The sequence below is a fragment of the Pseudomonas sp. MF6751 genome (assembly GCF_016613265.1).
In the GTDB taxonomy this organism is placed as follows: domain Bacteria; phylum Pseudomonadota; class Gammaproteobacteria; order Pseudomonadales; family Pseudomonadaceae; genus Aquipseudomonas; species Aquipseudomonas fluorescens_BV.
The window spans coordinates 101584-126858 of the sequence record NZ_JAENSV010000015.1 but is presented as its reverse complement, the minus strand read 5'-3'; the positions used below and the strand labels follow the sequence as shown (position 1 = coordinate 126858).

Here is a 25275-nt window from a genome sequence, read left to right as displayed (position 1 = left end):
TCAAATAATCCCGCGTTCGGCCTTGGTCTGCGCGACTTTATCGCGCAGGTACACCGGTGCTGCCTGGTCCGCCGCAATCGCCTCGCCGCGCTCAAATGCGAAACGTGCCAACGCCAGCAGGTCTTCGGCGTGGGGCAACATCGCCGCGTCCTGCTCGGCACAGGTCACCTTGATGCGTTCGCCATAACCCCAGCCCGTGCCGGCACCGAACCAATCGCCGCTGGCGTCAGCGGGCAACTGCGCCGCTTCGGGGGCCAGCACCGCTTCCGTACCGACCAGGCGCATTTCGCCTGCAGTCTCACGGTAGCAACCCCAGTAAACTTCATCCATGCGCGCATCAATTGCCGCTGCCACTTGCGACGCCCCGTGCTCACGCAACGCGCGCTGGGCCAGTACCGCCAGGTTGGACACCGGCAGCACCGGGCGCTCCAGCGCAAAGGCCAGGCCCTGCACCACGCCAATGGCAATGCGCACGCCAGTGAATGCACCGGGGCCACGGCCGAACGCGATGGCATCCACGGCAGCCAGGGTGGTCCCGGCGTCTTCAAGCAATTGCTTGATCATCGGCAACAATTTCTGCGCGTGCAGGCGCGGGATCACCTCGTAGTGGCTCGTGACCTTGCCATCGTGCAGCAAGGCAACGGAGCAAGCTTCAGTCGCGGTGTCCAGGGCCAGCAGGGTGCTCATCGGTGTGGGTGTCCAAGTCGGAAAAAAGTGCGCCAGTATAAACAACAACGACCCGCAAGCGGGCCGTTGTCTGTGCCGCCGATCAAGGGATCAGCTCAGTGCTTGCAGCACCTTGGCGGTGATGGCCTCTACCGAGCCCACACCAGGGATGTGGCTGTATTTCGGCTTGCCCTGGGCTGCGGACAGCTTCTGGTAGAAGTCCACCAGGGGCTTGGTCTGGGAATGGTAGACCGACAGGCGATGACGCACGGTTTCTTCGGTGTCGTCTTTACGCTGCACCAGGTCTTCGCCGGTGACATCGTCCTTGCCTTCCACTTTCGGCGGGTTGTAGACGATGTGGTACACGCGGCCAGAGCCTTCGTGAACACGACGGCCAGCGATACGCTGGACGATCTCTTCGTCTTCAACCGCGATTTCGACCACGGCGTCCAACTCCACGCCCGCCTTCACCAAGGCTTCAGCCTGGGGAATGGTGCGTGGGAAGCCGTCGAACAGGAAACCGTTCTTGCAGTCTTCCTGGCTGATACGTTCCTTGACCAGGTTGATGATCAGGTCATCGGAGACCAGGCCGCCGCTGTCCATCACGCTCTTGGCGATCAGGCCCAGCTCGGTGCCAGCCTTGACGGCCGCACGCAGCATGTCGCCGGTGGAGATTTGTGGAATGCCGAATTTTTCAGTGATGAACTTTGCCTGAGTACCTTTACCGGCCCCGGGAGCTCCCAGCAGAATGACGCGCATCGATGTGCTCCTCAATTTTTTATAGAGATGACGCTCGGATTCGCCGCGTGGGGCCAATCTCGTAAAAATGTGGTTCTAGGCCGATCAAACGGCCAAAGGCTGATCAAGATACACAGCGGGCCCTCACCATACAAGCCGCCAAAAGTAGGAGAAACCCGCGCCTCACCTGCGTCAGCGCCAGGGTGTGCCTGAGCGCAACCCACCCCCTCAAACGACGACCGCCCGTTTCCGGGCGGTCGTCGCGGTTTATCCGCAAGCCATTGAGTACACGCAAAAAACCTCAGCCGGTGTTGCGCAAACCGGCCGCGATGCCGGCCACGGACACCAGCAGCGCCTGTTCCAGAGGGCTGTCTTGGGCAGCCTCCTGCTGACGCGAACGAGCCAGCAACTCGGCCTGCAACAGGTGCAAGGGGTCGAGGTAGGTGTTGCGCAGGCGGATGAACTCCAGGGTGTCGGGGCTATGGGCCAGCAGCTGCGACTGGCCGGTCAGGCCAAGCACCACGTCACACGCCTGCGACAATAGGTCGCGCAAGTGCGCACCCAATGCCAGCAGGTCCGGCTGCACCAGGCGCTCATCATAAAGACGGGCGATATCGGCATCGGCCTTGGCCAGGACCATTTCCAGCATGTCGATGCGCGTGCGAAAGAACGGCCACTGCTCGCGCATCTGCCCCAGCAATTCACCTTCACCACGTTTCAGTGCCTTGCTCAGTGCCGCTTCCCAGCCGAGCCAGGCGGGCAGCATCAGGCGCGTCTGGGTCCAGCCAAAGATCCATGGGATGGCGCGCAAGCTCTCAATCCCGCCCGCACGACGCTTGGCCGGGCGACTGCCCAGAGGCAAACGGCCCAATTCCTGCTCCGGCGTGGACTGGCGGAAGTACTCGACGAACTGCGGATTTTCCCGCACGACGGCCCGGTAAGCACTGACACCGTCTGCCGCCAGTTCGTCCATCAGATGACGCCAGGCAGGCTCGGGAGGCGGCGGCGGCAACAGGGTCGCTTCCAGTACCGCGGCCAGGTAGAGATTGAGGTTCTGCTCAGCGATATCCGGCAGGCCGAATTTGAAGCGAATCATCTCTCCCTGCTCAGTGGTGCGGAACCGCCCCGCTACCGAGCCCGGTGGCTGCGACAGGATGGCAGCGTGCGCCGGGCCACCGCCACGGCCAACGGTGCCGCCGCGACCGTGGAACAACAACAGCTCCACCTGTTGCTCGCGGCAGATATCCACCAGGCGCTCCTGGGCGCGGTACTGTGCCCAGGCGGCGGCCGTGGTGCCGGCGTCCTTGGCCGAGTCCGAGTAGCCAATCATCACTTCCTGCGGGCCCTGCAAGCGCGCGCGGTAACCCGGCAGTTGCAACAGGCGCTCCATCACCGGCCCGGCGTTGTCCAGGTCGGCCAGGGTCTCGAACAATGGCACTACGCGCATTGGCCGCTGTACGCCGGATTCCTTCAATAGCAGTTGCACCGCCAGCACATCCGACGCGGCGCCGGCCATGGAGATGACATACGAACCTAATGATGCGGCTGGTGCGGCGGCGATTTCCTTGCAGGTATTGAGCACCTCGGCAGTGTCCGCCGAGGGTTTGAAGTAACCCGGCAGCAAGGGCCGCCGATTGGTCAGTTCCTGGGTCAGGAAGCTGATACGCGCATCCTCATCCCAGTCCTCATAACGCCCCAGACCCAGGTAATCGGTGATTTCGGTCATGGCCGCCGAGTGACGGCTGGAGTCCTGGCGCACATCCAGGCGCACCAGGAACAGGCCGAACGTCACGGCACGGCGCAGGCAGTCGAGCAGCGGGCCATCGGCGATCACGCCCATGCCGCATTCGTGCAGGGACTGGTAGCACAGTTGTAGCGGGTCCAGCAGGTCGCGGTTGTTCTGCAACACCTCGGCCGGCGCCGGGGTGGTGCTGGTCAACGAGGTGTGGGCCCACTGGCGCGTGGCGCGCAGGCGTTCACGCAGTTGCTTGAGCAAGGCACGATAAGGTTCGACGCTGTCGCCTACTTTGGCTTGCAACGCCGGGCTGGCCTGTTGCATCGACAGCTCTGAGGCCAGTTGATCAATGTCACGCAGGTACAAATCCGCCGCCATCCAACGCGCCAGCAACAGCACTTCGCGGGTGACCGGCGCGGTGACGTTCGGGTTGCCGTCACGGTCGCCACCCATCCACGAAGCAAAGCGAATCGGCGCAGCCTCCAGGGGCAGGCGCAGGCCGGTGGCGGCGTGCAGGGCCTGGTCGGCCTTGCGCAGGTAATTGGGGATGGCGTGCCACAGCGAATGCTCGATCACCGCAAAGCCCCATTTGGCTTCGTCCACCGGGGTGGGCCGCACCCGACGGATTTCTTCGGTGTGCCAGGCTTCAGCGATCAAGCGTTGCAAGCGCTCGCGAATCTGCTCGCGCTCGGCGGTGGTGAGGTCGCGGTGATCCTGCAAGGCCAGTTGCGCAGCAATGGCATCGTATTTCTGGATCAGCGTGCGGCGGGCCACTTCGGTGGGGTGGGCGGTGAGCACCAGCTCGATGTCCAGCCGCGCCAACTGCCGGGCCAGGGATTCATTGCTGTGCCCTTCGCTTTGCAGACGGGCCAGCAATTCTGGCAAAACCCGCGATTCGAACGGCGCCGGTTGGGACTCATCGCGCCGATGAATCAATTGATATTGTTCGGCAATGTTGGCCAGGTTGAGGAACTGGTTGAAGGCTCGGGCCACCGGCAGCAGTTCGTCCTCCTGCAGTTGATTGAGGCTGGCGCTCAACTCATCGCCAGCGGCTTTCTCTGAAACGGCTCCGCGACGGTCGGCCTTGGCGCCTTTGCGGATCTGCTCGATCTTTTCGAGGAAAGCCTCGCCGTACTGCTCTCGAATGGTGTTGCCCAACAGCTCACCCAGCAGGTGAACATCCTCACGCAAGCGTGCATCGATATCACTCATCAGCCAATCTCCAGCCAGAAATCCGGGACGCGCAGGTGCTTCAGAGTGCCGCCGACGTCGGTTTCTGACAAGGCCGAACGCAAACGACTTTAAACCTTGGCGCTTGCAGCTAGTCTCAACGGTGAGTCGCCGCGTCATCCACGCAGGCGGCTGGTCACTCATCACCGCCTGCCATCGCAGGCTTTATTGAGGTAGCCATGAAAATTCGAGAACTGGCCCAGCATTGGGAAGAAACCGCCAAGGGTCGTTTGACCAAGACTGAATACGCCATTCATCTGGATGTAGAAGCCGCTGCACGGCTGGCGGCCATTGCCGAGATGTACCCCAAGCGCCACGTCGAAGAACTGCTCGGCGAGTTGATCGGTGCCGCCCTTGAAGAGCTGGAAGCCAGCTTTCCCTACATCCAGGGCCAGCAGGTAATTGCCACCGACGAAGAGGGTGACCCGCTGTATGAAGACGTCGGCCCCACGCCACGCTTTCTTACTTTATCCCGTCGCCACTTACATGATTTGTCGGCCGGCGCTGACGAACAAAAACACTGATAAACATTTATTGACGTCAATTAAACCCACGTATTCCGGGCCTTTTACAGGCCCGGAGGTACCGCTGCGCACCGCGAAAGTTCCATTTTTCAAACACTGACCAATCAGTCAGATATTTTTTTAGGCAAATCGCCATATCCGCTGAACTTTTGAAAAAAGCCTCCGGTCACAGCCAGTAGCCATCACTTGTGGAACGGTCGTTTGAACGGACGCCATGTGCTTTACCGACGGGCCCGAAATCGATACGCCCCGATGGATTTTGATGTTTTTCAGGAGTTATCCAATGGAGTTGAAGACGATGAACACCAGCACTGCCAAATCCTCGTTTAACCACCTGCGCGGGCTCAAATTGGCCGCGCTGGCAATCGGCACCAGCTTCGTTCTGGCTGGCTGCGCCGGCAACCCTCCAACCGAGCAGTACGCCGTGACCCAATCGGCCGTCAACAGCGCAGTCAGCGCCGGCGGTACCGAGTATGCGGCGGTGGAAATGAAGTCGGCCCAGGACAAGCTCAAAGAAGCTGAGATTGCCATGCACGACAAGAACTACGACAAGGCTCGCCAATTGGCTGAACAAGCCGAGTGGGATGCCCGCGTCGCTGAGCGTAAGGCCCAGGCTGCCAAGGCTCAACAGGCTGTGAAGGATTCCCAGAAGGCTGTTGAAGAACTGCGTAAGGAAGGCATGCGCCCAGCTGCAATCATGCAGAAGTAAGCCGCAGCCCCTTGACTGCATCGCACCTGATATCGAATTGAAAGGACGACACGACTATGCGTAAACAATTGATGATCCCTGCCCTGCTGGCGATGAGCGTTGCCTTGGCGGCCTGCTCCACCCCGCCGAACGCGAACCTGGAAAATGCGCGGACCAATTTCTCGTCCCTGCAAACCAACCCGCAAGCCACCAAGCTGGCGGCGCTGGAAACCAAAGACGCCAGCGAATGGCTGGACAAGGCTGACAAGGCCTACCGCGACAACGAAGACGAGAAGAAAGTCGACCAGTTGGCCTACTTGACTAACCAGCGCGTTGAAGTGGCCAAGGACACCATCGTCCTGCGCGAATCCGAAGCCAAGCTGAAAAACGCTGGTGACGAACGTGCCCGCGCCCTGCTGGACGCTCGTGACGCACAAATCAAGCAACTGCAAAACAGCTTGAACGCCAAACAAACCGATCGCGGCACCCTGGTGACTTTCGGTGACGTGCTGTTCGCCACCAACAAGTCCGATCTGAAATCCAGCGGCCTGGTGAACATCACCAAGCTGGCTCAGTTCCTGCGCGATAACCCAGACCGTAAAGTGATCGTCGAAGGCTACACCGACAGCACCGGTTCCGACTCGTACAACCAGAGCCTGTCTGAGCGTCGTGCCGCTTCTGTTCAGCGTGCACTGGCTCAACAAGGCGTGGATATCTCGCGTATCGTGACCCAGGGTTATGGCAAGGAATACCCGGTTGCCGATAACGGCAGCGTCTCCGGCCGCGCCATGAACCGTCGCGTGGAAGTGACCATTTCCAACGACAACCAACCGGTCAAGCCACGGTCTTCCGTTGCTAACTGATTGATGCTGGATAAAAAACCCACCTTACGGTGGGTTTTTTTTGGGTTCGTCGAACCCGACTGGACGATGTGTATCTTCGAGCGGCATTTCTATCTTCGCGCTCGATAGCTTGTCCATCAGTTGGCTAAGCTCATGCGTCTGGGCAACTTTGCGCTCCAGTTCTTCATGCCCTCTCGCCATGTTCAACATATTGCGTATCGCAGCAATAGTAATCGCCACTGTCTCGGCCCCAATCTTTATGAGTCATGACGCTTTTGTGGCTTCTGACGCAAGACGGTTCCCGTTATTCATGTTACTGCTGGAAATCAATGGAAATCTTTGCGCTACCTTCGCCACCAGGCTTGCTGCCTTCGCCATCAGCGCCTTTACCCTCTTGACCTTCCATAGCTTTAAGCTTTTCCTCGAGTTCTTTCAGCAGTTTTTTAAGGTCATCCATAGCGCCTCCCGAACCGCCGCTGCCCTCTGAACCACCGGCACCTTGAGATTGCATCTGACCTATTTGCTTCTTCAGATCCTCAATCTCTTTCTTGAGGCTGCCCACGTCACCGGATTGTTGACCTGCATCTTGAGCGCCAAAACCACCTTGGGAAGGACCAACTCCACTTATAGACATATGTGACTCCAAATCAAGTTAAAGAGTTAACCGAATCAGCGTTGCTGCTCGGTCCCAAATCAGTGGCAACTCACTCAAAATGGTTCCAGCTTTCCCCACACTGCCTGTCCTACTGCTCCAGTTTCGGCGTTTCTTGACCTATACAACGCACGGCCTGCTTCTTGTTGTTCACCAGCACGCCGCTCAAGCCCTTCTGCTCGGTATCAAACATCACCAACACGCCGTCAACACACTGCGCCACTTGCGCGGCCGGGGTCAGGGAGATTTTGTAATCTTCGCCCGGTATGGTCTTGAGCATGGTGAAATCGCTGAGCAGCAACGCATCTTCCGGCTTGGCGAAGTGCAGGTAGCCGTAGTACCACAGGCAGCCTACGGTGCCGATGATGGTACCGATGCCGGTGAGGATCAGCGGAATCATGTTGCGTTCTTCGCTCATTGCGGGCTCTCTGATGAGTCAACTTTAGGAATAGGGTAATTCGGAATTTCCCCCAGGCGGCGCAAGCCGTTGAAGTGCTGAGGGTCGTCCAGATAACGCAGCATGACGGTCTGCCAGGTTTTGTCGGCAAAGGTCTGCACATGGCCACCACGGGTCAGTTGCAACACCCTGGGCGGTGGCGCCGCTTGATACAGGCGGATGCCATTGGCCACAGGCACAATCGGGTCATCCAGGCTGTGGAACAGCAGCTTGGGCACGCCGGTCAACCGGGGCATGGCATTGATCGCACTGTCGGCGTCGGGCACCAGCCACGACAGCGGCACCTGCAACGGCCAGGTTAACCAGGAAGTGCTCAGGGCGAATTGTCCTACGTCACGATAACTGGCTGGCACGCCGTCCAGTACCAAGGCTTTTAGTTGGGCTTGACGCTCCGGGCGGGCTGCCAGGTAATGCACCGCCAGTGCACCGCCCAGGCTTTGGCCGAGAATAACCAGCGGTTGACCCTGGGTTTCAGGCGCCTTGTCGATCCAGCCGAATGCGGCGTCGATATCCTGGTAGATCGCCGGCAACGACGGCTTGCCTTCCGACAGCCCATAGCCGCGATAGTCCAGCAACAGCACTTGATAACCCTGCTCCGGCAACCACCAACTGCCCCCCAGGTGCCAGGCGAGGTTGCCGCCGTTGCCGTGCAAATGCAGGACTGTGCCCTTGAGCGGGACACCGGGTTTGGCCGGCAGCCACCAGGCGTGCAGTTTCACGCCATCTGCGGTGGTGAGCGTGACGTCGCGGTATTGCAGGTGGGCTTTTTCCGGGGTGAAGGGTAGGCCGGGCTCGGGGTAGAACAGCAAGGAGCTGCAGCCGTTCAATGTGAGTAGCAGGCATAAAATGCCGAGGATTCTCATCCGTTGAAACCTCGCGAAAGTTCTGAAGACCAGTAAAGATCAAATGTGGGAGCTGGCTTGCCTGCGATAGCGGTCTATCAGTGACTGAGTGCTGGCTGACCCAGCGCTATCGCAGGCAAGCCAGCTCCCACATTTTTTGATTCGGTTTCGTCAGTTACAGGATATTGGAGTAATCCGCCTCGATCCGGTCCAGGCTCAAGTGGTTGAGGAAGTTGGAGAAGCACATCCAGGCCGCCAGTGCGTTCATGTCACGGAACTGCTCCGGCAGGTACTTGGGCGGCACCACCAGGCCTTCGTCGACCAATTGGCGCAGGGTACGCATGTCTTCAAGGGTGGTCTTGCCGCAGAACAGCAGCGGCACCTGTTCCAGCTTGCCTTTGCGCACGGCGAGCTGAATATAGTTGTAGACCATGATAAAGCCCTTGAGGTAGGACAAATCCTTGGTAAATGGCAGGCCGGTGGGCACCGAACCACGGAATACCCGGCTAGCATTCCCATAGCTTTCGGCCATTTCAAAGCCTTGCTCGCGGAAGAACTCGAACACCTGCAGGAAGTCGGCACCCTCCTCCACCATATGGATGGCGCGGGTCCGGTTGGTGAGCTTGCGCAGGCGGCTGGGGTAGGAGGCAAACGTGATGATTTCCATCAGGATCGCCAGGCCTTCCTGGGTGACCGTGGACGACGGCGGGCCCTTGGACAGAAACGTGCAGATCGGCTGGTTCTGGCCGTTGAGGGTGGTGCCCACATGCACCAGCCCTTCATGCACTTCGAGGGCGCGGACGTCGCGGTCGTTAAACATCGCATCGGCGCGGATCTTGATGTAGTCAGCGCCCGCCGCTGCGTCGGCGACAATGCCATCGGACTCGAATACGCGGATGGTCTCCTCCGCTTCGCCAAACACTTTGTTCAGGCGGGTTTGCAGCAGGCTGACCGCATCTTTGGCGGTGAGGGTCTTGGCTTCGTCCTTGAGGTCACCCCTACCGTCGATGTTGTTGAGGTAGTCGGAGAGCATCAGGCCAAGGTCGGCCAGGGTCGGGTCGCCGGCGTGGAACGCATCGGAGGCGGCGCCGTACAGCTCTTGGGAAATCAGACCGAAGTCCTCGGTGCCGCGCGCTTCAAGCATGCGCACCACCATGCGGTATTCGCGGCACATGCGCCGCATGATCTGCCCCACCGGGCTGAATTGTCCAAGGCGACGGGTGATGTCGCGCTCGATGTTCTGAAACTCCAGCTTCACCGCACTGGAATCGAACGACAGCGGCCGGTTCAGGTAGTAATCACGGTCTACGGCAGGCATCGCCTTGCCCTTGGCCTTGAGAAATCCCTGACGAATGTTCTCGTCCCATTTCACCGCATCAAGGACGCGGATCGGTGTTTGCGCCAGCACAATGCGATCGGACAAGGTGCGTATCGTCTGCTGGTAATCGTCCACCCGGTGCTTCCTCTTTAAACGTTATTGGCCCACGCGCAGTTAGCGCACGGCTTCACATCTGAGCAGCAGGCCCATCAGAGGTAGGAGCTGGCTTGCCTGCCCCCACCCAAAGCAGATTGCGCACAGGGCTAGGCCGAGGCCAATACCAGGTGCATGTGACGCTTGAGGATTTCAAGCATCTCGTCACCCGTCAGAGGCTCTGCGCCGCCCAACAGGCCCTGATATTCCATCCGACTGATGATAGCCGTCAACACCTTGGCATCCTGCTGTGGCTCACGGGAACCCAATACCTGGAAAAACTGCCCGGTACCCTGCAACAGGATCTGTTGATGGGAGCGTACCAGTTCGGCCAGCCGCGGGTTGAGCAGGGCTTCCTGGCGAAAAGCCTGCTCGGCCATCAGGTATTCGCGGCGGTTGGTCAGTTGGCGCAGCACATAGTCGGCGGTCAGGCGGGCGATATCATCGGCCAGTTGCGAGCGCGACTGCGGGCTGCCGTCACCATAGGCGACCATCTCGCGCAACAGGCCTTCGTTGCGCACCCACAGCTTGCCCATGAAAGCGGCGCTGCGCTCCACGTATTGGGCGAAGGTGTCGGTGAGCAGGTCGTCGATGTCTTTGAAGTAATAGGTGGTGGCCGACAGCGGCACCCCCGCCTCTGCCGCCACTGCCCGATGACGTACGGCCCGCACGCCATCGCGCACGACGATACGCATGGCCGCATCGAGAATGTCTTGCCGGCGCTGCTCGCTGCCCCGCCGACTGGCCTTGCGGCCCTGGTACTGAACGCTTTCAGCCACGGCAGCAGCAATGCCGGCGGCACCTTCTTTAGCCATTATGCGGTTCACCACACTTCTTCCTTTAGAGGTGACGCGGAGCGTCACAGAGTGCACTCCCACGCGGAGCGTGGGAACGATCACTGACGAGCACCACTTGAACAGGCCACATAAAAAAGCCGCCTTATAAAAGGCGGCTTCGGATTTCGCTACGGTTACGCTTGTGGCCGCATGTGCGGGAACAGGATCACGTCGCGGATCGACGGCGAGTTGGTCAACAACATCACCAGACGGTCAATGCCGATACCTTCACCGGCAGTCGGCGGCATGCCGTACTCCAGGGCCCGAACGAAGTCGGCATCGTAGTGCATGGCTTCGTCGTCACCGGCGTCTTTGTCGGCCACCTGGGCCATGAAGCGCTCGGCCTGGTCTTCCGCGTCGTTAAGCTCGGAATAGGCGTTGGCGATTTCACGGCCACCGATGAACAGCTCGAAACGGTCGGTGACGTTCGGGTTGTCGTCGTTGCGACGGGCCAGCGGCGACACTTCGAACGGGTACTGAGTAATGAAGTGCGGCTGTTCCAGCTTGTGCTCCACCAGTTCTTCGAAAATCATCACCTGCAGCTTGCCCAGGCCTTCGAAGCCCAGCACCTTGGCGCCGGCTTTCTTGGCAATGGCACGGGCCTTGTCGATGTCGTTGAGGTCGTCAGCGGTCAGCTCGGGGTTGTACTTGAGGATCGAGTCGAACACCGACAGGCGCACGAATGGCTCGCCAAAGTGGAACACCTTGTCGCCGTACGGCACGTCAGTGCTGCCCAGCACCAGCTGTGCCAGCTCGCGGAACAGCTCTTCGGTCAGGTCCATGTTGTCTTCGTAGTCGGCATAGGCCTGGTAGAACTCCAACATGGTGAATTCAGGGTTGTGACGGGTCGAGACGCCTTCGTTACGGAAGTTGCGGTTGATCTCGAACACCTTTTCAAAGCCGCCCACGACCAAGCGCTTGAGGTACAGCTCCGGCGCGATACGCAGGAACATTTCCATGTCCAGCGCGTTGTGGTGGGTCTCGAACGGCTTGGCTGCGGCACCACCCGGGATGGTCTGCAGCATCGGGGTTTCCACTTCCAGGAAGTCACGCTGCATCAGGAAGCTGCGGATGTGGGCAATGACTTGCGAGCGTACGCGGAAGGTCTGGCGCACGTCTTCGTTGACGATCAGGTCAACGTAGCGCTGGCGATAGCGCTGTTCGGTGTCGGTCAGGCCGTGGTGCTTGTCTGGCAGCGGGCGCAGGGACTTGGTCAGCAGGCGTACATTGGTCATCTCGACGTACAGGTCACCCTTGCCGGAACGGGCCAGGGTGCCTTCGGCGGCGATGATGTCGCCCATGTCCCAGGTCTTCACCGAGGCCAGGGTTTCTTCGGACAGGGTCTTGCGGTTGACGTAGACCTGGATGCGACCGGTCATGTCCTGGATCACCATGAACGAGCCACGGTTGAGCATGATGCGACCTGCCACCTTGACCGGGATCGCAGCCTCTGCCAGTTCTTCCTTGGTCTTGTCCGCGTATTGCTTCTGCAAGGCATCGCAGTAGTTGTCGCGACGGAAGTCGTTGGGGAAGGCGTTACCCTTGGCGCGCTCGGCAGCAAGCTTTTCCTTGCGCAGGGCGATCAGGGAGTTTTCTTCCTGTTGCAGGGCTTGCGGGTCGAGTTGTTGGTCGCTCATGTCTTTAAATATTCCATCAGGTTCGTTGCCCCCAGCCTTCGGCGGGGGATCGCGGGCAAGCCCGCTCCCACAGAGGGTATTAGAGGCCGGATTTCAGGCTGGCTTCCAGGTATTCGTCGATATCGCCGTCGAGTACCTTGTCGCAGTCGCTGCGTTCGATGTTAGTGCGCAGATCCTTGATCCGCGAGGCATCGAGCACGTACGAACGGATCTGGTGACCCCAGCCGATATCCGACTTGGTGTCTTCCAGCGCCTGGGAAGCGGCGTTGCGCTTCTGCATTTCCTGCTCGTACAACTTGGCCCGCAGCATTTTCATGGCGGTGTCCTTGTTGGCGTGCTGGGAACGTTCGTTCTGGCAGCTGACCACGGTGTTGGTCGGTACGTGGGTGATACGTACGGCCGAGTCAGTGGTGTTTACGTGCTGACCACCGGCGCCGGAGGAACGGTAGGTGTCGATCCGCAGGTCGGCCGGGTTGATCTCGATTTCCACTTTGTCGTCGATCTCTGGCGAGACGAACACCGCAGAGAATGAGGTGTGGCGACGGTTGCCGGAGTCGAACGGGCTCTTGCGCACCAGGCGGTGCACGCCGATCTCGGTGCGCAGCCAGCCAAAGGCGTATTCGCCCTTGATGTGTACGGTCGCACCCTTGATACCGGCCACTTCACCGGCGGACAGTTCCATGATGGTCGCGTCGAAACCGCGCTTGTCGGCCCAGCGCAGGTACATGCGCAGCAGGATGTTGGCCCAGTCCTGGGCTTCGGTGCCACCGGAACCGGCCTGGATATCCAGGTAGGCGTTGTTCGGGTCCATTTCGTGGCTGAACATGCGGCGGAATTCAAGCTTGGCGAGGTTTTCCTCGAGACGGGCCAGCTCGGCGACAACATCGCCCACTGCGCCTTCGTCGTTTTCTTCGACGGCCATGTCCAGCAGGTCGCGGCAATCACCCAGGCCGGTGTTCAGTTCGTCGAGGGTATCGACAATCTGTGCCAGCGCAGCGCGCTCGCGCCCCAGTTCCTGGGCGTATTCAGGTTTGTTCCAGACACTCGGATCTTCAAGCTCGCGATTGACCTCGGTCAGACGCTCATGCTTTTGATCGTAGTCAAAGATACCCCCGAATAGTTTCGGAGCGCTCGGACAGGTCCTTGATGGTGTTAAGGATCGGGTTGATTTCCATGGCGGGCAGCACTCGTTGGCGAACTTTTGAAAGCCGGCGAGTATAACGGCAAACGGCTGGAAACGGCAGCCCGCTTGGTCGATTCTGCCAAGACAGCGCTTGCCTCTCGTCACGCTTGCTTCGGTGACGGATACGCGACCATCAGAGCATTTCCTATAGATTGACGATGCCGCGCGTTAGAAAACCCGACCTACTACTCGCTAAAACCAGACCGTTCATCTGTTTATACAAATAATTTGAAAATCCAAATCAGAGCCTGCCTAAAAGACCACAAACCAACCCACTCCAATAAAAACAACCAATTAGGTTTCTAGCCAAATCATCCCAAGACTCAAGTGATAAACATACAAGAATATAAATACATCAGTTTCAGAACCGTCTTACAGAGTCTCCTACGCGCATAAAATCAAATCAAAACGCCATCAGTTTTTTCTTTCTTCCCTCTCAAATAAGTTTGATCAAAGCGCCTGAGTTTTTTTCTTCAGGACGCACAAACTCTAACGATCACTCTCATAAAAATGGAGAGGCCCTATGGCACAACAAGGGTGGCAGCCAGGACAACCTTTAGAACTCAAGCCGACGATAATTACCGCAGGGAGACGAAACACTTATTGGGGTGGTGAAGGCGGAGGCTACGTAGGAAGTGGAGATGGCTGGGGCCTTCAAGAAGGGCCACGTCGGGGTGAAGGAGACCGTAGCCGCTTCAAGCAGTTTGACTTCCCTAGCACCACCGCCGATTTCATTGGAGAGCAAAAGTACAATCAATCCTTGATTGACGCGGAGTACAGCGCACGGTTCGCAACCCTCACTACTGACACTGAACGCGAACTCGCAGAGAAACAGCAAGCCGCGAAAGCTTCACAGGCACTCACAGAGACAGCCTCAGCCATTCTCGATCAAAAAATCGCATTTGAAATCATCGACGCGAAAAAATCCAAATACGCCAGCACTGCGCCACTCATCTATGGGCTCTATGATCAAAGCCCTTTTTACCTGATGGAAAACTTAACTTATACAAAGCTACGTGAAACACTTGCCTCTTCTGACCCGATAAAAAATCTGGGCGATGCCTACACACTTTACGACAACGTCTGGAGGGCCGCACAAGAACTCAAGGCTCTCTCGCTCTCCATAGACATTCAGACTAAAAAACTTTCAGGGTTGGCAAAGGCCCGGCAAACGCTGGAGGCCAATTTAGCCGAACATGATCCTGGCTGGGCAAATTTACACAATGAGTATCTGAAGGCCATTGCAGATGAGTTGGAAATTCAGGTGCAGTTGCTGCCGGAATACCTGCAGGTGGAACTCGCCTCTCTTGCCGGTTCGGTCGTTGGATTGACACCCGACCAGACCCTCATGCGTTACAAAAACACGCTGGGCAAAATGATCGAAAAAACGATGGCTGCGATCAAACCTATTGACCCACCGTTAGCCATAAACCGGAACGGGTTAATGATTTACTATCCCGCAGCCAACCCACAGGTTACACCGCCACTCAGCAAACCCGAGCTTGAGGGACTCAAACAGCTTATTTATCTACAGCAGAACACCGCGCTTGGGGTGAGATGGCTCAGCCACCATGATTTTGTGCTGAAGTCAGAGTCCGCGCGGTTTCTTGCCAACGCCTCCAATGCAATCAGCGACCTCGCAGAACGTGCGCAGCAGATAGCAACGGCCCAGGCGCGTATTGAAGCGGTACGAGTAGCCAATACCTATCGACTGTCGGGCACTGCTGCTGCGACTCAAGCGATAGTCATGACCTCAGTCGGGACTATCGCTACAGCAGAGGGGGTTACCGTCACGCTGCGAGCCGCTATTGGGGCAGCAGTGGCCGCATTGACGGAGTTGGCCGCCAGTACCGCGAGTGGCTTGATGGTCGGTGTTTCAGCGCTGATCTATTCTCCCAAACTCGCGAACGGAGAACTTCCAGAGCGTTATGCGCTTGGCATACCGATCTCAACCTTGGTACCAGACCTCGACGAGTCGACGATAAGTTCGGCAGTCAACGGCACAATCGACCTGCCGGTTCGAATGAGTTCGAGGACGACTGCGGATGGGCGGTCAGAAGTTTTTGTGGTCAACGCCGATGGTGCAAGCGTGCCTTCCAGGGTCAAAGTGGTTACTGCGACCTATGATCCTGGGCAGAAGGTATACACCGTCACGACAAGTGACATTCCACCAAGAACGCTGATTTGGACACCTATTTCCGCTGCTGGAGATAGCTCAACAACGCTGCCACCGGCCCCGCCTGAAACGCCCGTCTATGCAGGCGCCGACACAATTCCAGTCGAGGGTAGGGTTGACAGTTTTCCAGCCGTTGTTGAAGCTGGATTTGACGACTTCATCATCGTTTTCCCGGTCGATTCTGGCCTGCCTCCAATCTATGTCATGTTCAGGGATCGGCGTGAAGATCCCGGAATCGTGACAGGCAATGGGCAATCTATAACCGGCTCTTGGCTGGGAGCGGCCTCCCAGGGTGAAGGAGTCCCTATACCATCGCAAATTGCCGCAAAACTGAGAGGTCAAGAATTTAAAAACTTCAAGGCATTTCGTGAAGCCTTCTGGAAAACGGTTGCTAGCGACTCGGAACTGGCTAGTCAGTTAAACCGTCAAAACCTAAGAAGAATACTAAACGGCAAGGCGCCCTATACTAGCGAACTAGAACATGCTGGAAAATCTGGTAAATTCGAACTTCACCATAAAATATTCATTTCCCAAGGCGGAGAAATTTTCGACATCGACAATATCCACATAGTCACTCCAAAACTTCACAAGCGTATTCACGGCAAAGGTAATTAAGATGAAAACCTCAATTTCCGAGTACACAGAAAGCGAATTTTTAAAATTTGTAATTTCTCTTTGTGATGCGAGTGCTCGCTCTGAGGAAGAAGATGACGAAATGCTATTAGAATTCAAGCGACTTACGGAGCATCCTGATGGGTCAGACCTCGTCTATTATCCAAGAAAGGGTAGAGAAGACAGTCCAGAAGGCATTGTAAAAGAGGTCAAAGAGTGGCGCGCGAATAATGGCAAGCCTGGATTCAGAATAGAATAACGCCGCCCTATCACCTGCCATCGTTTCCACAACGATGGCAGACTTCTTAGCTCAAAAACTTTCATATGTAATCATATTCGGATGAGTACGAAACTCAGAAGTGCAAGGGGGAAGTCCCCCTCGCACATTGGAATTGGCCTCTAATTACTCGATACCAACCTGATTACGCCCATTGTTCTTGGCCGTGTACAACCCCTTGTCCGCCGCCATGATCAACTGCCGACAGTCCGTACCCTGAGCCGGCGTCAACGTCGACAGCCCGATACTGATGGTCAGGCTGGCACCTTCAGCCGGGGCGATGTGCGGGATTTTCAACGCCGCCACCGCCATGCGCAGTTTTTCCGCGACCAGGCGTGCGCCGCCCGGCGAGGTGTTGGGCAGGACCAGTGCGAACTCTTCGCCACCGTAGCGCGCCGGCAAGTCCGAAGGGCGGCTGCTGGCATCGCGAATGGTGGCGGCGACTTTGCGCAAGGCTTCGTCGCCCTCGACGTGGCCGAAGCTGTCGTTGTAGGTCTTGAAGAAGTCCACATCGATCATCAGCAACGAGAGTTGGGTCTGGTCGCGCATGGCGCGGCGCCATTCCAGCTCCAGGTATTCGTCGAAGTGGCGGCGGTTGGACAGCCCGGTCAGGCCATCGGAGTTCATCAGGCGTTGCAGCACCAGGTTGGTGTCCAGCAACTGTTGCTGGCTGACCCGCAACGCGCGGTAGGCCGCGTCGCGCTGCAACAGGGTCATGTAGGAGCGCGAGTGATAGCGGATGCGCGCCACCAGTTCGATGTTGTCCGGCAGCTTGACCAGGTAATCATTGGCCCCGGCCGCAAAGGCCGCGCTTTTGATCAGTGGGTCCTCTTTGGTGGACAGCACGATGATCGGAATATTCGCGGTGGCCGGGTGATTGCGGTACTCGCGCACCAGGGTCAGGCCGTCCAGACCCGGCATCACCAGGTCTTGCAGGATCACCGTGGGCTTGATGCGGATCGCCTGGGCGATCGCCTGATGCGGGTCGGCGCAAAAGTGGAAGTCGATGTTCTCTTCATGGGCCAGGCCACGCCGCACGGCTTCACCGATCATGGCCTGGTCGTCGACCAGCAGCACCATGGCGGCGTTTTCGTCGGTCTTGAAGTCGTCGAGCTGTAAATCATTCATGTGCAATCACCTGAATTACTACCTGCAAGCCAGCACGGCGGGAGATTTTTGTTCATTTTGCAAAGACCTCCAGCAATCGGGGCGCAATTCTATCCAGTGGGCGAATTTCAACAGCAGCATCAATCGCCGCCGCCGCTTTGGGCATGCCATACACCGCCGAGCTCTGTTGGTCCTGGGCGATGGTCAAATATCCTTGTTCACGCATCAGCTTGAGGCCCTGGGCGCCGTCGCGCCCCATGCCGGTGAGCAAGACGCCAACGGCGTCACCGTTCCAGTAGCTGGCGACGCTTTCGAAAAACACGTCGATGGAGGGCCGGTAAATCTCGTTCACCGGCTCTGCGGTATAGGCTAGCGTGCCATTTTTCAACAAGCGAATATGGTGGTTGGTGCCGGCCAGCAATACCACGCCGGGTTGAGGCGGCTCGCCCTCACAGGCCAGGCGCACCGGCAGGCCAGAAGCGCTGCTCAGCCACTCGGCCATGCCGGCGGCGAAGACCTGGTCCACATGCTGTACCAGCACGATGGCGGCGGGAAAATCCCGGGGCAAACCCTTGAGCAGAACTTCCAGTGCCGCCGGCCCACCAGCCGAAGAACCAATGGCCACCAGCCGTTGACGCTTGCCGGTGACCCGCTGCGGCGGGGTTTCGGCACGCACCCGCGTGCCGCGCTGGCCGATCAGCCAACCAATATTGAGGATCTTGCGCAGCAGGGGCGCCGCCGCATCCTTGGGATTGCCAACGCCCAGTGCCGGGGTGTCCACCACATCCAGGGCGCCGTGGCCCATGGCTTCGAATACGCGGCTGACGTTGGCCTGGCGGTCGACAGTGACGATCACAATCGGGCAAGGCGTGTCGGCCATTATCTGCCGGGTAGCCTCCACGCCGTCCATCACCGGCATGATCAGGTCCATCAGGATCAGGTCCGGGGTCAGCTCGGCGCAACGCTGTACCGCTTCCAGGCCATTGCTGGCCACCCATACCACCTCGTGGGCGGGCTCGTAACTCAGGGCGCGGCGCAAGGCCTCCACCGCCAGGGGCATGTCATTGACGATCGCAATCCTCATGCCCGGGCGCCTCCAATCAGTTCAACCACGGCGTCGAGCAAGGCGTCGTCATGGAAACTGGCTTTGGCTAGATAATAGTCGGCCCCGGCGTCGAGGCCACGGCGGCGGTCTTCTTCACGATCCTTGTAGGAAACCACCATCACCGGCAACGATTGCAGGCGACTGTCACGGCGCAAAAGTGTGACCAATTCAATACCGTCCATGCGAGGCATATCAATATCCGTGATAAGCAGGTCGAAGTCCTCGGAGCGCAATGCGTTCCAGCCATCCATGCCATCGACCGCAACAGCGACTTCATAACCACGATTGAGTAATAATTTGCGTTGCAGCTCGCGCACCGTCAGTGAGTCGTCCACCACCAGCACACGCTTGCGCGGCGCTTCGGTGGCCTGCTGGCTACGCCGGGCAATGCGCTCCAGGCGACCGGTGTTGAGCAATTTATCCACCGAACGCAGCATGTCTTCGACATCGACGATCAACACCACCGAGCCGTCATCGAGCAAGGCCCCGGCAGAAATGTCCTGGACTTTGCCCAGGCGATCATCCAGCGGCAACACCACCAGGGTGCGCTCGCCGATAAAACGCTCCACGGCAATCCCGTACACGGCATCGCGCTCGCGGATCACCACCACCTTCAAGGTATCTGACGGGCTCTGCCCCGGCGGGCGCTGCAGCAACTGGCTGGCGGCAACCAGGCCGACGTGCCGGCCCTCATGCCAGAAGTGCTGGCGGCCTTCCAACTGCACGATGTCGTCGGGCGCCAGGTCGCACATGCGTTCGATATGCGCCAGGGGAAAGGCATAGGCTTCTTCGCCGACTTCCACCACCAGGCTGCGCACCACCGACAGGGTCAACGGCACCTCAAGATGGAAGCGACTGCCCTGCCCCGCCGTCTGCTCCAGCACCACCGCGCCGCGCAGCTGACGAACCATATGTTGCACCGCGTCCAGGCCGACCCCGCGCCCGGACACTTCGGTGACTTTGTCGCGCAGGCTGAACCCTGGCAAGAAGAGGAACGTGAGCAGTTCCTCTTCACTCAGACGCAGGGCCGTTTCAACCGGCGACAGATGGCGGTCGACGATGGTGCCGCGCAGGCGCTCGAGGTCGACACCGTTGCCGTCATCGCTCAATTCCAGCACCAACAACCCGGCCTGATGGGACGCACGCAGGCGAATCAAGCCTTCCGCCGGTTTGCCCGCCAGCACGCGTTGCTCAGGGGTTTCGATGCCGTGGTCGACGGCATTGCGTAATAGATGGGTGAGCGGCGCTTCGAGTTTTTCCAGCACGTCCCGGTCGACCTGGGTCTTTTCGCCCTCAATCTCCAGGCGCACTTGCTTGCCCAGGCTGCGACCTAAGTCACGCACCATGCGCACCTGCCCGGCCAGCACATCGGCAAACGGCCGCATGCGGCAGGCCAATGCGGTGTCGTAGAGCACCTGGGCGCGCTGGCCGGCCTGCCAGCCGAACTCATCCAGCTCGGCGTTTTTTTCCGCCAGCAGGGCCTGGGCTTCACTCAGCAGGCGACGGGTATCGGCCAGGGCCTCCTGGGCTTCCAGGTTCAGATCCAGCGACTTGAGCTGGCCGTCCAGGGCATCCAGCGCACGCAAGCTGTTACTTTGAATGCGCTTGAGGCGTTGCAGGCTGGCCAGGTACGGCTTGAGCCGCTGGGTTTCCACCAGGGATTTGCTGGACAAGTCCAACAGACTGTTCAAGCGCTCAGCCGTCACCCGCAGCACACGCTCGCCGCCTTCGGTCATGCGCTTGTTCTGGCGCGGCGCGTCACTGCCGAGCGGTGGCGCAGACTCCAGCTCGGGCTCCAGCAGCAGCGCGTCAACCCGCGGCGCGGGGATGGGCTCGGGTTTTGGCACGGGCGTGGCAATCGGCTGCGAGGGATCGAGCAAGCGCTCCATCAGCGCTACGTACGCCTCGATATCCGACGGCCCCACGTCATTGCCTGGGGTGGCGATACGCATCAGCAGATCAGTACCTTGCAGCAACGCGTCGATATGTTCAGGTTGCAGGTACAGGCGGCCTTCCTGGGCGCTGACCAGGCAATCTTCCATGACGTGGGCCACGCTGACGCCGGCATCCACACCGACAATCCGCGCCGCCCCTTTGAGTGAATGCGCGGCGCGCATGCAGGCTTCGAGCTGGTCGGCCTGGGTCGGGTTGCGTTCCAGCGCCAGCAGGCCCGCGCTCAACACTTGGGTCTGCGCATCAGCCTCCAGGCTGAACAGTTCCAACAGCGAGGCATCGCGCATCTGGTCGGGGGTCATGCGAGGCTCCGGGTCACGGCGGACAACAATTGCGCTTCGTCCAGCCAACGCAGGCTGCGGCCTTTCCACTGCAACACGCCTTGGGTGTAGCGTGCGCTGGCCTGGGTGCCGGACACCGATGCGGCCTTCAAGGTGCGCTCATCGATGGCATGGATGCCGTCTACTTCATCCACCGGCACCACGACCGGGCCGTCCTGGGCAGCGATGATCAGCATGCGCGGCATGATCCGCCCGCCGCTGGCGCTGGCACTGGTGCTGTCCAGGCCCAACAGTTCCACCAGTGACAGGCACGCCACCAGCGCCCCGCGTACGTTGGCCACGCCCAGCAGCGCTCGGGAGCGCTGGTGCGGCAGCGAGTGGATCGGCTGCAACGGCGCCACTTCCACCAGGCAACGGGTGGCGATACCGAGCCATTCTTCGCCGAGGCGGAACATCAACAGCGATCGGGTGACCACCTCGTTATCCGCTTCGGCAGTTGCCTGCGCGTGATGGTCGTCCTGTTGCAGTGCGTAGCGGTCGAGCAGGCGTGTGGCGGCGGCGGAATACACCGAGCAATTGCGGCAGTGGATATGCTCGGCCAACAACGGGCAGGACTTGTCGCCATGAATACCGATGCGGTTCCAACAGTCGTCAATGGCTTGGGTATCGGTCAGCGTCAGGTCCAGGCCTGCGGTGTCGAGCGCGTCAGGGCTACTCATCGTTTGGACTCACTGTCAGCTCGCTCGCTACGGGCGGCGCGTGCCTGAAGACGACGCGCGCCGGCACTGTCACCCTGGGACTCGAGCAACGCGGCCAGGTGCATCAGGGCCTGGGGATGCTGCGGTTCCAGATACAGGGCTTTTCGGTAATACCCCTGTGCCTCCAGGGCACTGCCAGCCACATCGCTGAGCAGCCCCAACCAGTAAAACACCTGGGCGGCCGGCGGGTGACTGCTCAAATACCGTTCGCAGGCCGCTCGGGCCTCGGCACTTTTGCCCTCGTTGGCCAGGGTTGCGATCTGGCTGAGCAAATCCCCGGCATCGGTAGTCACCACTTTGACCGGTGGCACGTTGGGGCTGACCGTACTGAACGGCCGCGGCTTGAGCGGTATCGGCGCCGCCCTGCGCTGCGGTAGCGGCGCGGGCGTCGGTTTGACCACAGGTGCAACCGGCGGGGCCGGTTCTACATGCCGACTGAAGGCAAAGGACTGCGGCACACCGATGGAGCGCATGCCGTGACGCCCCAGCAGGCTGCCCTCGGCCGGGCCGATAAACAGCACACCGTCTACGTGAGTCAATGCCTTGAGCACATCAAAGACCTGTTTCTGGGTCGGCTGGTCGAAGTAGATCAGCAAGTTGCGGCAGAACACAAAATCGTAGGTTGGCTCATTCGCCAGCAGTGCCGGGTCCAGCAAGTTGCCGACTTGCAGGCGCACTTGTTCGCGCACCCGGTCGGCGATGCGGTAATTACCTGCGTCTTCAGTGAAGTGGCGGTCACGAAACTCAAGGTCGGCGCCGCGAAACGAGTTCTTGCCGTACACGCCCCGTCGCGCGCGCTCCACCGACAGCGGGCTGACATCCATGCCCTGCACTTTGAACTGGTGGGGCGCCAGGCCCGCATCGAGCAAGGCCATGGCAATCGAATAGGGTTCTTCGCCAGTCGAACACGGCAGGCTGAGAATACGCAGGGCGCGCAGCTGATTGATCTCGGCCAGGCGCACCTGAGCCAGGCGGGCCAGGGTTGCAAAGGATTCGGGATAGCGGAAAAACCAGGTCTCGGGGACGATCACCGCTTCGATCAGCGCCTGCTGCTCGTCATGGGAGGTTTGCAGGTGTTGCCAGTAAGCCTCCGCCGACTGCGACTGGGACGACTGGCAGCGCTGGCGCACCGCGCGTTCGATGATCGCCTCGCCCACCGAAGCGACGTCCAGGCCGATGCGTTCTTTCAAAAACGCGAAAAACCGCGGGTCATTGCTCATAGGCTCAACTCGGCGGAAAACAGCAAGGCGCGCACTGGCGCGGTCAACAGATCCGCAACGCCAATCCACTGCATCAAGCCCTGGGCATCCTCACGCACCGGCCCCAGGTACGGCGCCTGCCGGTTGTCCAGGCCATAGGGCTGGAATTCGGCGGGGTCGCAACGCAGGGTGTCGGTGGCCTGTTCCAGGATCAGCCCCAGCCAACGCGCCTCACTCCAGGGCTGCGGCTGGTAATTGACCAGCACCAGGCGCGTGCTGGTACGCGCCTGAGCCGAAGTGCCGAACGTCAGGGCGCTCAAGTCGATGACCGGCACCAGCACCCCACGATGGGCGAAGATACCTGCCACCCACAAGGGCGCTTGGGCGATAGGTTTGAGCGCCAGGCGCGGCAACACCTCGGCCACTTCCGTAGCCTTGAGGGCAAAGCGTTCGTTGCCGATGCGAAACACCAGGAACAACACCTTTTTCGCTGCCGGGACGGCACCGCGTTTAGCCGCGAGCTCGCTCATCAGACTTTGAAACGCGAGACGCCGCTGCGCAGACCGACCGCAACCTGGCTCAGTTCATCAATGGCAAAGCTGGCCTGGCGCAGGGATTCGACGGTCTGGCTGCTGGCATCGCCCAATTGCACCAGCGCGTGGTTGATCTGCTCGGCACCGGTGGCCTGGGCCTGCATGCCTTCGTTGACCATCAACACCCGCGGCGCCAGGGCCTGTACCTGATGGATGATCTGCGACAGTTGCTCGCCCACTTGCTGCACCTCAGACATGCCACGGCGCACCTCCTCGGAGAACTTGTCCATGCCCATCACCCCCGCCGACACCGCCGACTGGATCTCACGCACCATCTGCTCAATGTCGTAGGTCGCCACAGCGGTCTGGTCGGCCAGGCGGCGCACTTCGGTGGCAACCACGGCAAAGCCGCGCCCGTACTCACCGGCTTTCTCAGCCTCGATCGCAGCATTGAGGGACAACAGGTTGGTCTGGTCAGCCACCTTGACGATGGTGACTACCACCTGGTTGATGTTGCCAGCCTTCTCATTGAGGATCGCCAGCTTGGCGTTGACCAGGTCGGCAGCGCCCATCACCGAGTGCATGGTTTCTTCCATGCGGGCCAGGCCCTGCTGGCCGGAACCGGCAGCCACCGAGGCCTGGTCGGCGGCGGTGGAGACTTCGGTCATGGTGCGGACCAAGTCCTTGGACGTGGCGGCAATTTCGCGGGAAGTGGCGCCGATTTCGGTGGTCGTGGCCGCCGTCTCGGTAGCGGTCGCTTGTTGCTGCTTGGAGGTCGCGGCAATTTCGGTGACCGAGGTAGTGACCTGTACCGATGAACGCTGCGCCTGGGACACCAGGGCAGTCAGCTCGGTCATCATGTCGTTGAAGCCGGTTTCAACCGCGTTGAATTCGTCCTTGCGCTCCAGATTCAGGCGCTTGCTAAGGTCGCCGGTGCGCATGACTTCGAGGATTTGAACGATGCGCTGCATCGGCGCCATGATCGCGCGCATCAGCAACAAGCCACACAGCGCGGCGGCGAGAATCGCCAGCAACAGCGAGACGCCCATGCTGATCTTCGCGGCCGCTACCGCATCATCAATGGCCGCAGTGGCATTGTCGGCGACCTGTTTATTCTCGTTGATAATTTCATTGAGTTTCATGCGGCCTGCTGTCCAGGCGGGGGTCAGTTGCTCGTTGAACAACCTCAGCGCTTCGGCCGCGTTATTGCTCTGATGGGCTGCCAGGACTTGGGCGAGAATCTGATTGTAGTTCTGGTGCAGTTTTTCGAAGGCATCGTACTGGGTACGATCCTGGGCGATATTGATCGTCCCCGCGTAGCTGGCCATGTGTTGCTCAAGCCGAACCTCAAAAGACTTGTAGTCCTGCTTATCCTCTTCGGAAATGCCCTGGTTCTCGTGAATCCCCACCAACTCCTGGGTTTGCAGGTAGCTGTCGACCCAGGCGCTGCGAATCATGGAGCTGAAAAACACCCCGGGCACCGCATCGTCCCGCACTGAGTTTTCGCTGATTTCGATTTTCAGCAGGCGCGAATACGAGACCACGACCATCAGCAGCATGATCGCGATAATTACCGCAAAGCTCGCCAAAATCCTTTGGCGCAGGGTCCAGTTCTTCACAGTAATTCCTCGCAGGGCCATTCAAATGGAGGGGAGTATAGCTGAGCGGCTGCGCGCTTTTATCAAGGCTTTTGATGTGCAGTGCACAGAATGCAAAAGTGGGACCAGGCTTGCTCGCGAATGCGGTGAGTCAGCCAGAAAGAGTGTGACTGGT

At 59.5% G+C, this 25275-nt stretch carries 22 protein-coding genes; 5 read left to right on the top strand and 17 right to left on the bottom strand.

Annotation, left to right across the window (positions count from 1 at the left end):
• The 3 genes from tsaB to ppc all read right to left on the bottom strand — a co-directional run bounded on the left by tsaB (window position 1) and on the right by ppc (window position 4351).
• A complete protein-coding gene (tsaB, locus tag JJD66_RS14880; protein WP_096144494.1) occupies window positions 1-687 on the bottom strand; it encodes a tRNA (adenosine(37)-N6)-threonylcarbamoyltransferase complex dimerization subunit type 1 TsaB in 687 nt (228 codons plus the stop codon).
• A gap of 90 nt (window positions 688-777) precedes the next feature.
• Window positions 778-1425 (bottom strand): adenylate kinase, encoded by a 648-nt coding sequence (gene adk / locus JJD66_RS14875; RefSeq protein ID WP_003189104.1) that lies wholly within the window; start codon window positions 1423-1425, stop codon window positions 778-780.
• 280 nt (window positions 1426-1705) lie between these two features.
• On the bottom strand, window positions 1706-4351 hold the full coding sequence (gene ppc / locus JJD66_RS14870) for a phosphoenolpyruvate carboxylase (protein WP_200648471.1): 2646 nt from the start codon (window positions 4349-4351) through the stop codon (window positions 1706-1708).
• 197 nt (window positions 4352-4548) lie between these two features.
• Between ppc and JJD66_RS14865 the strand changes: the two genes are divergently transcribed.
• From JJD66_RS14865 to JJD66_RS14855, 3 genes are all read left to right on the top strand, one after another.
• Window positions 4549-4893, top strand: coding sequence for a hypothetical protein (locus JJD66_RS14865; RefSeq protein ID WP_034126518.1), 345 nt, complete (start codon window positions 4549-4551; stop codon window positions 4891-4893).
• 283 nt (window positions 4894-5176) lie between these two features.
• Window positions 5177-5602 carry a DUF4398 domain-containing protein gene (locus JJD66_RS14860; protein WP_034126517.1) on the top strand — a complete coding sequence of 142 codons (426 nt, stop codon included), beginning with the start codon at window positions 5177-5179 and terminating at the stop codon, window positions 5600-5602.
• Between the two features lie 56 nt (window positions 5603-5658).
• Window positions 5659-6444, top strand: a complete 786-nt coding sequence (locus tag JJD66_RS14855) for an OmpA family protein (RefSeq protein ID WP_198716608.1) — start codon at window positions 5659-5661, stop codon at window positions 6442-6444.
• 292 nt (window positions 6445-6736) lie between these two features.
• Here JJD66_RS14855 and JJD66_RS14850 read toward each other — a convergent pair whose 3' ends face one another.
• The 7 genes from JJD66_RS14850 to prfB all read right to left on the bottom strand — a co-directional run bounded on the left by JJD66_RS14850 (window position 6737) and on the right by prfB (window position 13493).
• On the bottom strand, window positions 6737-7057 hold the full coding sequence (locus JJD66_RS14850) for a hypothetical protein (RefSeq protein ID WP_057976017.1): 321 nt from the start codon (window positions 7055-7057) through the stop codon (window positions 6737-6739).
• Window positions 7058-7166: 109 nt separating this feature from the next.
• Entirely contained in the window at window positions 7167-7493 is a 327-nt protein-coding gene (locus tag JJD66_RS14845; RefSeq protein ID WP_200648470.1) for a hypothetical protein, read from the bottom strand.
• Window positions 7490-8395 carry an alpha/beta hydrolase gene (locus JJD66_RS14840; protein WP_200648469.1) on the bottom strand — a complete coding sequence of 302 codons (906 nt, stop codon included), beginning with the start codon at window positions 8393-8395 and terminating at the stop codon, window positions 7490-7492. The genes JJD66_RS14845 and JJD66_RS14840 overlap by 4 nt, the downstream gene beginning before the upstream one ends.
• A 154-nt stretch (window positions 8396-8549) precedes the next feature.
• The gene (locus JJD66_RS14835) at window positions 8550-9827 is read right to left on the bottom strand and encodes a flavohemoglobin expression-modulating QEGLA motif protein (protein WP_014717201.1); all 1278 of its coding nucleotides are present in this window, start codon (window positions 9825-9827) and stop codon (window positions 8550-8552) included.
• Window positions 9828-9955: 128 nt separating this feature from the next.
• Entirely contained in the window at window positions 9956-10672 is a 717-nt protein-coding gene (locus JJD66_RS14830) for a TetR/AcrR family transcriptional regulator (RefSeq protein ID WP_105225995.1), read from the bottom strand.
• A 143-nt stretch (window positions 10673-10815) separates the two neighbouring features.
• On the bottom strand, window positions 10816-12318 hold the full coding sequence (lysS, locus tag JJD66_RS14825) for a lysine--tRNA ligase (RefSeq protein WP_003189082.1): 1503 nt from the start codon (window positions 12316-12318) through the stop codon (window positions 10816-10818).
• Between the two features lie 79 nt (window positions 12319-12397).
• Window positions 12398-13493 (bottom strand): peptide chain release factor 2 gene (prfB, locus tag JJD66_RS14820; RefSeq protein WP_096001736.1). Its coding sequence is split into 2 segments (ribosomal slippage): window positions 12398-13420 and window positions 13422-13493, totalling 1095 coding nucleotides; the frame shifts between segments, so codons are not numbered across the junction.
• 531 nt (window positions 13494-14024) lie between these two features.
• Here prfB and JJD66_RS14815 point away from each other — a divergent pair.
• Both JJD66_RS14815 and JJD66_RS14810 read left to right on the top strand, forming a co-directional pair.
• Entirely contained in the window at window positions 14025-16292 is a 2268-nt protein-coding gene (locus tag JJD66_RS14815) for an S-type pyocin domain-containing protein (RefSeq protein ID WP_200648468.1), read from the top strand.
• A gap of 1 nt (window position 16293) precedes the next feature.
• Window positions 16294-16548, top strand: coding sequence for a bacteriocin immunity protein (locus JJD66_RS14810; RefSeq protein ID WP_054897112.1), 255 nt, complete (start codon window positions 16294-16296; stop codon window positions 16546-16548).
• 144 nt (window positions 16549-16692) lie between these two features.
• On the opposite strand, the gene JJD66_RS14805 is transcribed toward JJD66_RS14810, so the two are convergent.
• From JJD66_RS14805 to JJD66_RS14775, 7 genes are read right to left on the bottom strand one after another with little or no spacing between them, the layout of a single operon-like run.
• Window positions 16693-17694, bottom strand: coding sequence for a response regulator (locus JJD66_RS14805; protein WP_054897111.1), 1002 nt, complete (start codon window positions 17692-17694; stop codon window positions 16693-16695).
• A 52-nt stretch (window positions 17695-17746) separates the two neighbouring features.
• Entirely contained in the window at window positions 17747-18757 is a 1011-nt protein-coding gene (locus tag JJD66_RS14800) for a chemotaxis response regulator protein-glutamate methylesterase (RefSeq protein WP_034126508.1), read from the bottom strand.
• Entirely contained in the window at window positions 18754-21033 is a 2280-nt protein-coding gene (locus JJD66_RS14795) for a hybrid sensor histidine kinase/response regulator (protein ID WP_200648467.1), read from the bottom strand. The genes JJD66_RS14800 and JJD66_RS14795 overlap by 4 nt, the downstream gene beginning before the upstream one ends.
• Complete coding sequence (locus JJD66_RS14790; RefSeq protein ID WP_200648466.1) at window positions 21030-21731, bottom strand: chemotaxis protein CheW; 702 nt, start codon at window positions 21729-21731, stop codon at window positions 21030-21032. The genes JJD66_RS14795 and JJD66_RS14790 overlap by 4 nt, the downstream gene beginning before the upstream one ends.
• Complete coding sequence (locus JJD66_RS14785; protein WP_127882179.1) at window positions 21728-22990, bottom strand: CheR family methyltransferase; 1263 nt, start codon at window positions 22988-22990, stop codon at window positions 21728-21730. Before JJD66_RS14785 ends, JJD66_RS14790 begins: the two co-directional genes overlap by 4 nt.
• Window positions 22987-23499, bottom strand: a complete 513-nt coding sequence (locus JJD66_RS14780; protein WP_127882178.1) for a chemotaxis protein CheW — start codon at window positions 23497-23499, stop codon at window positions 22987-22989. The genes JJD66_RS14785 and JJD66_RS14780 overlap by 4 nt, the downstream gene beginning before the upstream one ends.
• Window positions 23499-25121, bottom strand: coding sequence for a methyl-accepting chemotaxis protein (locus tag JJD66_RS14775; protein ID WP_200648465.1), 1623 nt, complete (start codon window positions 25119-25121; stop codon window positions 23499-23501). Before JJD66_RS14775 ends, JJD66_RS14780 begins: the two co-directional genes overlap by 1 nt.
• Window positions 25122-25275 lie beyond the last annotated feature (154 nt).